10 protein-coding genes are annotated in these 12,504 nt (G+C 32.7%); 2 read left to right on the top strand and 8 right to left on the bottom strand.

Translation table 11 applies throughout. From position 1 onward, the window contains the following. Positions 1–55: 55 nt before the first annotated feature. From ACEN2F_RS02370 to panB, 7 genes are all read right to left on the bottom strand, one after another. Positions 56–3,397 (bottom strand): PAS domain S-box protein, encoded by a 3,342-nt coding sequence (locus ACEN2F_RS02370; RefSeq protein WP_441735554.1) that lies wholly within the window; start codon positions 3,395–3,397, stop codon positions 56–58. A 794-nt stretch (positions 3,398–4,191) separates the two neighbouring features. Beyond that, positions 4,192–4,974 carry a hypothetical protein gene (locus tag ACEN2F_RS02365; protein ID WP_441735552.1) on the bottom strand — a complete coding sequence of 261 codons (783 nt, stop codon included), beginning with the start codon at positions 4,972–4,974 and terminating at the stop codon, positions 4,192–4,194. Between the two features lie 32 nt (positions 4,975–5,006). After that, the gene (locus tag ACEN2F_RS02360; RefSeq protein WP_441735550.1) at positions 5,007–5,744 is read right to left on the bottom strand and encodes a nitroreductase family protein; all 738 of its coding nucleotides are present in this window, start codon (positions 5,742–5,744) and stop codon (positions 5,007–5,009) included. Beyond that, on the bottom strand, positions 5,735–7,063 hold the full coding sequence (locus ACEN2F_RS02355; RefSeq protein WP_441735547.1) for an aldehyde dehydrogenase: 1,329 nt from the start codon (positions 7,061–7,063) through the stop codon (positions 5,735–5,737). The genes ACEN2F_RS02360 and ACEN2F_RS02355 overlap by 10 nt, the downstream gene beginning before the upstream one ends. Before the next feature lie 13 nt (positions 7,064–7,076). After that, positions 7,077–8,417, bottom strand: coding sequence for a hypothetical protein (locus ACEN2F_RS02350; RefSeq protein WP_441735544.1), 1,341 nt, complete (start codon positions 8,415–8,417; stop codon positions 7,077–7,079). A 55-nt stretch (positions 8,418–8,472) separates the two neighbouring features. Further along, a complete protein-coding gene (locus ACEN2F_RS02345; protein WP_441735541.1) occupies positions 8,473–9,162 on the bottom strand; it encodes an RluA family pseudouridine synthase in 690 nt (229 codons plus the stop codon). Positions 9,163–9,193: 31 nt separating this feature from the next. Next, a complete protein-coding gene (gene panB, locus ACEN2F_RS02340) occupies positions 9,194–10,012 on the bottom strand; it encodes a 3-methyl-2-oxobutanoate hydroxymethyltransferase (protein WP_126454705.1) in 819 nt (272 codons plus the stop codon). A gap of 102 nt (positions 10,013–10,114) precedes the next feature. Between panB and ACEN2F_RS02335 the strand changes: the two genes are divergently transcribed. Both ACEN2F_RS02335 and ACEN2F_RS02330 read left to right on the top strand, forming a co-directional pair. Next, entirely contained in the window at positions 10,115–10,546 is a 432-nt protein-coding gene (locus ACEN2F_RS02335) for a nuclear transport factor 2 family protein (protein ID WP_441735538.1), read from the top strand. 166 nt (positions 10,547–10,712) lie between these two features. Continuing rightward, positions 10,713–11,759, top strand: coding sequence for a sensor histidine kinase (locus ACEN2F_RS02330; protein ID WP_441735535.1), 1,047 nt, complete (start codon positions 10,713–10,715; stop codon positions 11,757–11,759). A gap of 267 nt (positions 11,760–12,026) precedes the next feature. Here ACEN2F_RS02330 and ACEN2F_RS02325 read toward each other — a convergent pair whose 3' ends face one another. Next, positions 12,027–12,494, bottom strand: a complete 468-nt coding sequence (locus tag ACEN2F_RS02325) for a PEGA domain-containing protein (protein WP_441735532.1) — start codon at positions 12,492–12,494, stop codon at positions 12,027–12,029. Between the last annotated feature and the right edge of the window lie 10 nt (positions 12,495–12,504).

The following is a 12,504-nucleotide window of genomic DNA, read 5'->3' as shown; positions in this document are numbered from 1 at the left end:
TTTGTTAAAATTTTCAACAGATAAAATTACGTAAATTAAAATAATAAATAATTGACTACTGAATCCATTTAGAAATTATTTCTTCAATAGTTCCTTTTATGATGGGTTTCGAAATATAATCATTCATTCCTGCAGCAAGACATTTTTCTTTTTCTTCTTTTTCGGTGCCGGCAGTTATTGCAATTATAGGGATATTTTTGCCAGAGCTCAGGCTTCTGATTTTTGCTGTTGCTTGGTATCCGTTCATTTCTGGCATTTGAATATCCATGAAAATAAGATCAGGCTGTAGTATTTCAAATTTTTCAATCGCTTCTTTACCATTTACTAGCTCGAAAATGGTTGGATTTAGAATTAAATTTTTGATAATAGTTTTGAGTAATAACATATTTACTTTATTGTCCTCAACAATCATGATGCTTATTTTGTTAGTCTTTTTTACGGTTGTACTCGGTGTTGTCTTTTCTATAGCTATTTTTGGATCAATACTGATTTCCGTAGTTTCATCACTGGTTTTTAAATCTAAATCAAAATAAAAAGTACTACCTAATTCAATGGCGCTTTCTAGTAGCAAAGAGCTCTTCATGATTCCTAATAACTGATTGGAAATGGTCAGGCCCAATCCTGTTCCTCCGTATTTTCTAGTTGTAGAGCTGTCTTCTTGCGAAAAAGCTTGAAAAATTTTATGTTTGTTTTTTTCTAATATTCCAATTCCAGTATCAGTAACTGCAAATCGAATTGTAGCATTATAATCATCTCTTTTCTCGATAACTGTAACCTCTAACGTGATCGCTCCTTTTTCGGTAAATTTGACTGCATTTGACAATAGGTTAATTAAAATTTGTCTTAATCGAACAATGTCAATCCAAAAAAAACGAGGAATTTCCTTTGAAATATTCAAATCTAGACGAAGCCTTTTTTGGTTGGACTCAAACAATATTAAATCGATAATTTGATCTAGAACTTCTTTTACATTATACTTTTCAATATGTAAGTCTAGTTTTCCGGCTTCAATCTTCGAAAAATCAAGAATATCATTTACTATATCTAACAACGAATAAGCAGATTGTTTGACTGTATTAATATACTTTTCTTGGGTTGAGTCAAGTTGTGTTTTGATCAATAAATCTGTAAATCCGATAATTCCGTTCAAAGGTGTTCGTATTTCATGGCTCATATTAGCTAGAAATTCTGATTTGGCTTTATTAGCTGCTTCAGCAAATTCTTTATCTTTTATGACACTTTCATTTGTTTTTCTTTCTGTAATATCGATAAAAATACCTTCTATAAAGGCAATTTTACCTTCTTTGTAGATCACATCACCAAATTCTTCAATCCACACTAAAGTGCCGTTTTTGTGAATGATTCGGTAGATTAAATGGATCGCTGTGCCGTTTTTTATAGCATTTTGTTGTGCAAAAATTGTTTGTTCTTTGTCCGGCGGATGTATTAAATCGATAAACGATAATTGGGTGTTGAAAAATTCAGATTTAGAATATCCTGTAAGTTTTTCAATTTTATCGTTTATGTATATTTTGGTATTATTTTCATCATAATTTGATAGATATACGGTTCCTGGAATATTATTGGCCAATAATCTGAACTTTTCTTCACTTTCATTTATTGCCGTTTCATTTGTTATTCTTTCGATAGAAGCTGCAATATTTCGGGCTAAAGTTTGTAAAATATTAATTTCGTCTTCTGTCCAGCATCGTTCCTTTTCAGTATCATCAAATCCTAAAAAACCATGAAATTTGTTTTTTATAAAAATGGGGAAAAGTATTATTGAGACTACACCTATGTTAATTAACTTGTTTTTTAAAGATGGATTTTCAATTGCCGGAATGATTGCTTTGTATATTTTATTATCTAAAAGTGGGGTTATTAGTTCCTCTAAATATTCGTGAGGTAGATTTTGAAGCTGCGGATTATTTTTAGTTAATTTTGTGTCATGCACAAACCACCTGTATTTTTGACTTATGGAATTTTGCTTTTCATCATTTTGGTAATAATAAGCTCTATCTGATTTTGACGCTTTTCCCATAATAATTAGAACATCAGAGAAAATATCGTTGATCTCAATACTGTTTAAAAATTTCTCGGTACAAAGTGCCATGGCGGACAAAAGTTCACTCTTATATTCTAATTTCTTTTCAGTTTCATAACGACTGTGGGAAATCATGGTCAACGATAGGATATCTGCAATAGCTCTGGCAAAATTAATATCGTCATTGTCCCAATTTATCTTTAGTTTTGTTGATTCAAGGCATAGAACACCAATGAGTGCTCCGTTGATATAAAAGGGAATGTCCAGCATTGACTTTATATCATATTCTAAAAAATAATTTGCTGTGAATTCTGATAATCCATATTTATTGAATACGTCAGGTGCACAAATTTGTTTTCTACTTTTTAAACTTTCAAAATAAATAGGGAATTTTTCTTTTTCAAGAACGGTACCTTTGCTGAACAAATTTGTTTCTAAATCATATTGATTTTCACATGTAATAATGGTTTCCGTATATTTCCAATAACCTACTCGATTGCATTTAGAAACCTTTGCTGCCAATTCAATTATTTGGCTAATGCTAAGCTCTAGATTTCGATCGTTACTAAAGTTCGTAGTTGACAATTGCTTAATTATCTTGTTGTATTCTTCAACTTTTTCCTGTCGTATTTTGTGTTCGAGTTCAATATTTTTTAATTTAGTAATGTCCCTTGCTATGCAAGAGTATCCTATTATTTTGCCCGACTCATTTCGGCGAATTGTTACTTTTTGAGAAACCCATAATTCCTCACCATTCTTTTTTAACAATGGGAATTCAATCGCTGGAAAATGAGGCTCATTTTCTATTAAATTCTCGTAAAACGCGATTATTTGTTCTTCATAATCTTTTTGTATGAATGCAGAATAATTTTTTGTTAGTATTTCATTTTCCTGATACCCCAAAGACTTGATGATAAATTCATTAACAAATATAAAATTACCCCGATGATCAACTTCAAAAATTAAATCTATAGCATTTTGAATTAAATTTTTATATTGATTTTGAATGTGAATTTCTGAAGTAACATCTTGACCAATACCAATAATCAAATTGTTAGAAAATTTCTTGTCTTTCCACTGAATGTGTTTGAATTCGCCATTTTTACATTTGACTTTTCGCGTAAATAACCGATCATCTTTAAAATTAACATGATAATCTTCTCCATAAAACTCTTTGTCTTCAGTAACCTTCCAGTATCCCATTCCCATAACTTCATTGACTGAATAACCTAAAATAGTCTTGACATTTTCACTGCAAAAAACAATTTCTCCTTTTTTATTTGTAGCAAGAATAAGCGAGTTTCCTTTATTGACAATTTCATTTGTAAAACGTAATTTGTTTGAAATTTTCAATAAAGAGGTGTGGCGTATGTAGTTAATTATAACAACTATTAAAAAAGAATTTGATAAAATAATAGTTGATTCTAAAGGAGTTATCTCAAAAATATATAACATATATAAAAATGCACAAACAGCCACAAGAAAAATCCAATATCGTTTTATAGGTTTAAGAATAGAGTAAGAAAAAAAGAGCGTAACTACAAAAGCAACAATTGGAATAACATCTGAAGGGGAAAGAATCAAATTTCTCGAGATGTGACTAAAACAAATTACAAAGAGAATAATGAAAATTTCGCGCAGGTTTCGGAACACAAAGACTGATTTTTTACTAAGAAAATGAACAATTAGAAAAATAGCACCTACAGTAAGATTGGGAACTAATAAACTCTTAGGTCTTACTTTGAAAACTTCAAATATAATTTCAAGAACAGGTATTAATAGTCCGAAGTATAAAAGATAGCGTTGGTATTCTAAGTTTTTATTCTCCTCAATATTATAGTTTTTTATAAATGAACTGCTTAAAATAGTTTTAGCTTTGAAAATATTATAAAAAAGTAAAAAAAGTAAAATAGGGGTTACGATCCACAAAAAATTATCGATGAAAAATGTATTAAAAATTCTAAAGAAAGTAACCGCTGAGTTAGTGGCGTTTAATAAGCTATAGTATAACACAATAGAAATAGTTATTTAGGTTTAAAGAGTAGTTTTGACTTTTTTCTTTAAAAAAATAAATATAGTATTATTTTTTATTAAAAGCCAAAACTAGAGTATAATTCTATTTTCGCCTTAAAAAAAAACGGTATTGTTTAGGACATTATTTCGGTTTCTGATGTAGTTTCAAAACCAATAATTTCACTATAAATCGCATAATACAAGGAATACATAAATGGAACTGTGAAAACAATACCAATACAGCATCCTATGAGGCCCACTAGAGTAGAAATGGCACCTACAACCAATAATCCCAGCAAAATTAATGGCTGTTTCGCAACAATCCTCACGCTTGATTGTATTGCTTCAATTGCAGTTAAATTTCCAAAGATGATAAGCGGAATAGTAAGTATCGTGAATAATATTATGGTTACTGAGATAATAAACCCCAGGAGCGGTATTTGTGCATAATCAATTAATGACGAAATTAAGGTGCTGAAAATTGATATTAGTAAAGTGGCACTGAAGAGTTCTTTGAAATATGTCAATTTGTAATATTCAAACATGGTTGACACATGAAATTCTTCATCTCTTTCGGCACAATATGCCATTTTTATCAAACCTGCACTTATAGGACTAAACAAACTTGACAATAAAACCGATATACCGGATATAATTAAAATATAGTTCAAGCTTAAATTTTCAGGCTGTAAATTCTCAGGTTTCATTTTTTCAAGTATCATGGCTGAGTCAAAAAAGGAAACCAGAAGCACCGAAACAAAAATAATGAGCGATACAAAAAACACAAAAATAATTAAGCCACCGTAAATTGCAATTTTTTTATAATTTTCAAAAGCGTGGTTAAAAATGATTCCAAAATCTAAAGGATATCCATTTTTTTCTATTTCGTTTATTCGGTTTTGTGTAGTTTTTAACATTTTTTTGTCGTTTTAATGGGTTAATTAGTCAATTATTTCGCAAAATAAACATCTTCAAAAGGTACTCTGAAACGTTCACCGTATATCCCTTTTTCGTCTCTGATACCGCAACCGAGTATCATGTTTATTTCGCAAGATGCTGGTAAATGTAATATTTTTTTTATTCTCAGCGAATCAAAACCTTCCATTGGACACGTATCATAGTTTATGGCAGCCATACTAATCATGAAATTTTGTGCTGCAAGTCCAGCACTTTTATGCGCTACAATGCGCATGTCGCTTTGTCTCGCTTGTCTATAGATGGGTCTGAATAACCCAATGAATTGAAAAATAAGAAATTTCATCATTCCAATAATTCCTGCAATATCAAAATACAGTGATGGGACGATTTTTTGATAGTAGTTTAAAGCAAGTTTTTCTCTTTTTGAATATTCCGCTTCAGGTTTGTTGCCATATTGTGCTTTTAAGAAAGCAATATTAGACGCGGCTCTTTTTTGCCATAAATCTTTTCTGGCCAAGACCACCACCATTTGCTGTGCAGTTTTTGCCGCATTCTGATCAAAACTGGCAGCTGCTATTTCTTTAATTATTTCCGGTGAAACAATATGATAAAATTCCCAAAGCTGCATATTACTGCTTGTAGGAGCAAGTGTGGCTAAGTAAATACACTCTTTCACTTTTTGCACATCAATAGCTTCATTTTTAAAAACCCGAACTGATCGTCGGTATTTTATGGATGCACTAACGGTTTTTTCATTGGTTACAACCATTTTAACATTTTTTGAATGGTTTTTAATTTGTCTTTGTATGGTGCATATCGTAGGGATAAATCCAGCCAGGTTCCTCTTTTTACGATTGCTTTTTTGTGCGAGAACGTGTCAAAACTCAATTTTCCGTGATAGGCTCCCATTCCTGAAGTTCCTACGCCTCCAAAGGGTAGGCGATTATTAACTAAATGGCTTACAGTGTCATTGATGCAACCACCTCCAAAAGAATATTTTTGTAAAATTTCCGCAATAAAAGATTTGTTTTGAGAGAATAAATACAATGCTAATGGTTTTTCGAAACTTAAAACTATTTTTTCAATATCCGCTTCTGATTGGTATGAAAGTATAGGCAGTATGGGGCCAAAAATTTCTTCAGACATTACCGGACTATCCATTTTTGGCTCGTCCAATAGCGTAGGAGCAAGGAATAATGTATCTTTATTATATTGTCCTCCAAAAAGTATTTTTTGATTTTCCAATAGGTGCAATTGCCGCTGCCAGTTTTTTAAATTAATAATTCGGGCGTAATCAGGAGATTCCTCTGGATTTGTACCTAGTGCCTTTTCAATTTCCAGAATTAGGAAAGTAACGAAAGTCGCTTTCATTTTATGGTGCACCAATATATAATCAGGTGCAACACACGTTTGTCCGGCATTTATGATTTTTCCCCAGACAATACGACGGGCACTAAGTTCTAAATTTGCAGTTTCATCAACAATGCAAGGACTTTTTCCACCTAATTCCAGGGTAACTGGAGTTAAGTTTTCGGCTGCTGCTTTTGCTACAATTCTACCAACTGCAACACTTCCTGTAAAAAAAATATAATCCCATCGTTTTTTTAATAATTCCTGGGCAACAGTCGCGTCTCCGGTAATGACGACGACATCTTTTACAGGGAAAGTTTCACTTATGATTTTCGCTATTATATTGGATGTATTGGGAGTGAGCTCAGAGGGCTTCAATGTTACTTTATTCCCGGCAGCAACAGCAGCTACCAATGGGCATAAAGCCAGTTGAAATGGATAATTCCATGGAGAAAGAATCAAAACATTTCCGTAAGGCTCACTATATATATAATCTGAGGAAGGAAAATTCAAAAAAGAAGCGAAAACTTTTTTTGGTTTAGCCCAAGAATCAATGTTTTTGATAGTTTCTTTCAAATCACTAATGACGTAATTTGTTTCTGTTAAAACGGCTTCAAAAGCGGGTTTTTTAAAATCATCGTAGAGCGCTTTAATAATTGCTTGCTCCTGTTTTATGATGGTATGCAATAGTTTTTTTAAAGATTCTTTTCGGTAGTCTACACTATTTTCATTTTTCATAGGTACAGATTTATTATTTTAACCCAAGTCGGTAGCCTACATAAAAATCAGCTTGTTTGCTGTCGCTGGCCAAAGCAGTCACGATAGAACTGGATCCCATATAAAAGCCATACACTCTAAACCCGATACCGCCTGTAATTCCAGAAATTTCGTTTTCCGACCATGAGGAATATATTTCATAATTTTTTAAAGAAAATCGGGGCGTAATCGAGGTTACATTTTGAGTTGTCACTTGATTATCGCTGGTGTCATTGTTTAGTTTTTGTTGTGTGTACAGCGCAACGAAAAATTTAGGAATTACTTTTATATCTGCATAAGCGGAGAAAACCGTAGGTAAGGTAACTTTGAAGTTTTTGCTGGATGCAGTTTTGGTTAAGTATCCCTCGTTTAATAAAATGGCTTCTACTTCCTGTAAATTGTTGGTGTTTTGAAATTGACTTAATGCCAACCCATTTGGATTGGAAAAAGTAGACTGTATGTTTAAAGCATAATTAGCTGAGGAATTTGCATCATCTTTGAAGGTCATTGTTCCAATATTTCGCACAGCTAAACCTGCATTTATTTTATAACTGTCTTTGTCTTTCCATTGGTAGTTTACCCCAAAATCAGCTGCAACTCCGTTTAGTTTTCCAAAAACGGATTCAGAATAATTATTAAAATCAGTAAAACCATCTTTGAAGTTTCCGGAATAGGCAATGTTCATTGTAGCCTGAGTATTATTTAAAAACGCTTCGGCACCAAAAGTATTTATGGTTCCCTGAAATTGATCCAGGCCTAAGTTTGTGTATGATCCAGGAAATAATAATTTTAGGGTAGCACCTGCATTAAATTTGTGGTTTTCATTTTCGAATACGTTTCTGGCTGCTGAGAATCCTAATTCTCCCCAGCTTGTCCCATTTAAACGTTGGTTGTAATCATTACTTATCGATGAAGAACCAATAAGATTTCCAGTATTGATTGCCGCACCAAGTTGCGGGTCAATATCAATTAAATTTAATTTTGCAGCAGCTTTTGTAGTAAAACCAAAAGCCCATTTGTTCATTCTCATAGCAAAACCAGGGCCATAGATTTCAGCATCTACGCGCATGTTTACAGGAGTATTTCCTGTAAATAACAAGTTTTCCAGGTTTTCGCCATTAATAATATCACTAAATCCTATTTTATTATTGGAAGCATTTACGCTCGCCGCAAAAATATTTACTTCATATTTTGAACTTAAATTAGATAGTTCTGCAGGATTTATGCCGGCATTGAGTATTCCGACTCTACTAGACATGTTGATTCCTGAAAAATGGTCCTGAGCGGATATATTTAAAAAAGAGATGAAACAAGTAATAATAAGTAGTTTTTTCATAAAAATTGTTTTGGTAAATTTATTGTCTGTAGAAGTTAAAATTATGATTTTAATGTTAAATAGCGTTCCAGATTACATCATTTGGAGCAGGCGCAATTATTTCTATATTTTCTTTTGAAACAGGATGAATGAATACTAATTTTCGAGCATGCAAATGGATGCCTCCATCCGGATTGCTTCGGTCAAAACCATATTTTAAATCCCCCTTTATGGGAGATCCAATGGCTGAAAGTTGTGCCCTGATTTGGTGGTGCCTTCCCGTATGAAGGTTGACCTCAAGGGCATAGTAGTTGTTGAGTTCTTTGATAATTGTATACTCTAAACTGGCTAATTTACTTTCTGGAACTTCTTTTTCGTGTGCTTTTGAACTATTATTTTTTTCGTTTCTTTTTAAAAAATGAACGAGTTTATCGCTAGCTTTGAATGGTTTGTTTTTGACAATAGCCCAATATGTTTTTTGAGTTTCACGGTTGCTGAATAATTCATTCATCCGAGTTAGTGCTTTGCTGGTTCGTGCAAATACGACTATTCCAGTTGTTGGCCGGTCTAAACGGTGCACCACACCCAGGAAAACTTCCCCAGGTTTATTGTATTTGTCTTTGATGTATTCTTTAACTACATCTGATAACGGTTTATCGCCCGTTTTGTCCCCTTGAACAATATCTCCTACGCGCTTGTTAATTACAATAAGATGATTGTCTTCGTGAAGGATTTGCAGATTAGTTTTATTGGAAATTATTTTCATTTTTCAATTCCCCTTTAGGGGGTTAGTGGGCTTAATATTGTTCATTCGCATTAGGGAAATCACTTGATTTTACATCTGCAACATATTGACCAATGGCCGTTGTCATTCCGTCATATAAATTCATGTACCTTCTTAAGAAACGTGGACTAAATTCGTTGTTCATTCCCAGCATATCATGAATCACTAAAACTTGTCCGTCAACGCCACCACCGGCACCAATACCAATAACTGGAATCGAAATACTTTGTGCCACTTTTTCGGCTAAATGAGCGGGAATTTTTTCTAAAACTAAGGCAAAACAACCTAATCTTTCCAGTAATTTAGCATCTTCTATTAATTTATGTGCTTCTTCCTCTTCTTTGGCACGAACGGTATAGGTTCCAAATTTATAAATAGATTGTGGTGTTAAACCTAAATGTCCCATAACTGGAATTCCGGCGTTTAGTATTTTCTTTATAGAGTCTTTAATTTCTTTACCACCTTCCAGTTTTACGGCATGACCACCGCTTTCTTTCATGATTCGGATAGCAGATCTCAAGGCTTCTTTCGGGTCGGATTGGTAACTTCCAAAGGGTAAATCCACCACCACCAAAGCTCTTTCTATGGCTCTTACCACAGAGGAGGCATGATAAATCATTTGGTCCAGAGTAATCGGTAATGTGGTTTCATGGCCAGCCATAACATTTGAAGCAGAGTCCCCCACTAATATAACATCAACTCCTGCCGTATCAACAATTTTTGCCATGGTGTAATCGTATGCGGTAAGCATCGAAATTTTTTCTCCATTGGCCTTCATTTCAATCAATGACTTTGTAGTAATCCTTTTGTAATCTTTTTTTGCGACAGACATATTTCCTTTTTTTGAGAATGTAAAGGTACTAAAATGTATAATTTTAGGTTAAAAATGTAACACTAATATTGTTTTGGATACAAATTAATTAAAAAAGTAATCATGCGAAAAATTTTAGTACTGACTTTATTGTTCTCCTCGGTATATTCCCAAGCTCAAAATCAAGAAGTACAAAGCGTAATTGAAACTTTTTTTCAAGCTTTTCATGCCAGAGATTCGCTCCAATTGCATCTGCTTTGTGACGATACAATGATCATGCAATCTATTACTGAGAATGAAAAAGGCACGCTACTTTCTCATGAAAAGCCAGAGGCATTTTATAAAGCAATTGCTTCTATTCCAGCGGATTTAAAATTTCAGGAAAAAATCCTCAGTTACTCAATTCAGGTAGATGGCGTTATGGCGCATGTCTGGACGCCTTACGAGTTCTATATAAACGATAAATTAAGCCATAAAGGAGTGAATGCGTTTACCCTTTTCAAAAAAGAAAAACAGTGGCGAATTATTCACCTTATTGACACACGAAGAAAGTAAACCCGGTGGGGGTATGCGATTTTAAACAAAAAAAATCATTTTGTTCTGTTTTCTATTTTAAAATTATCCTTAGAATATTCCTTTCTGTGCTTCAAATATATTATTTATTATTGTAGCATTCTGTCACTTTTACACTTACATTTACACGTTAAAAAAGAATACATTTATGCAGTTATATAAAAAATTGTCCCGCATTGGTTTTCTTAAAAATAGTTATGCTTTCAAATTCTTGTTTGTTGCATTTATAGGGATTCACATTCCATTAATTGGATTGTTATTTTTTGTACTTTATGGAAGTAAAACAATTTCTGCGCATTCTATTTTAATTTTTGCATTAATTATTACTTTAGTAGCTAGTGCAGCTACATTATTTTTTTTAAAAAAACTCATTAAACCAATCGAAGTCGCTTCAAAGGCATTAGATGATTACAGAAACGATAGAACAATACCTTTTTTGCCAACTAATTTTTCAGATGAGGCCGGATTATTAATGAGTAATATCCAAGAATCAATTGCTGATAATGAAAATTTCATCACTGAAAAACAAGATTTAGTTTATTTACTTTCTCACGATCTAAGAAATTTTGTTGCAAATTCAAAATCTGCGGCAATGCTTATTTTAGAAGAAGATTCTTCGGATTATGTAAAAGAACTAGCGTCGTTAATCGATCAGTCCAGTGGGCAACAATTTCACTACATTGAAAATTTCATCAAATTATTAAAAGAACAAGACCAAATTATAAAAAGAAGTACTGAAGAAGCGATTATTCAATTTTCACCTCTTTTTTCCATAGTGGCAAAGCAACTGGATCAGTTACTGGTTTTGAAAAACATTAAATTAATTTTATCCTTTGAGATTCAGGAGGCACTTTTGAAAATTGAAGAAGATTTGTTGATTCGAGTTTTAGTAAACTTAATCGATAACGCGATAAAATTCTCCTATCCCAATAGTGAAATTAATGTGCGTGTTTATCTTGATGGCACCAAAATTTGTTTAGATGTAACGGATACAGGCATTGGTTTTAATCAATCACAGAGTACTGAATTGTTTAAAAAATTCACCAAAATGAGTGCGCTAGGAACTTCAAATGAGCCTTCTACAGGGATTGGATTGTATTTGTGTAAAAAAATAATAGAACGACATGAAGGTGAAATTTCTGCTAAAAGTGAAGGAGCTAGAAAAGGATCAACCTTTTCGATTGTCTTTCATTAATAATACTGAGAATAGTTTTCCGCACTGTATTTTTGTGTTTTTGCCATCTCTTGTGTCTGAAAGCAGCTATTTTAATCCGTGAAACTTATAAATTATCTTCTCTAATAAATAAAAAAGGCTGTACTGTTATTCTTTATTTGAATAGTAGTACAGCTCTTTATTTATAATATTGGAATATAAAACAATATACAAACCAAGAGCCGAAAGGTTTTTGATTACTAACGACACTCTCAGCCCTTGATTCTAATGAAAACTAGCAAAATTGCATTAGTTCATTTTTTCTAATTGCCCTACTTTTTTCCAGTTTGGATCTATGTTTAAAGCGACAGCGATGTACACTTCACTTTTATTTACTTTAAAGGCAGTTCCTTTATTCATTTCAGCATTTATTTCTTTTGGAGTCAAGTTATAAATTGCACCTGTGATAGGATCTACAATGATACCAATCAAGCCACCAAATAAAATATTTCCAATGTACCAAGCATTAAATTTTTTAGTCAAGTTAGTTTCATAAGTTTGATATCCTTCTAATTTGATCATCACATGATGTTCTTTTTTTCGTTCCAGTTTGATTTCAAAAGGCGTTTTTCCTACTTCGATTTCATCAATAAAAATGGAGGCAGCCGCAGGATTACTTCTAAAATTTACTTTTTGTTTAGAACCGGAAACAATTGTAGCACAACTACTCATTAGAAGTGCTAGGGATAATGTAGAAATAAGAATTGTTTTTTTCATTTGAAGAATA

The sequence above is a fragment of the Flavobacterium sp. W20_MBD1_R3 genome, assembly GCF_052119725.1.
In the GTDB taxonomy this organism is placed as follows: Bacteria; Bacteroidota; Bacteroidia; order Flavobacteriales; family Flavobacteriaceae; genus Flavobacterium.
Note: the sequence above shows the minus strand (reverse complement) of the source record. Positions and strands in the feature narration are given on the sequence as shown.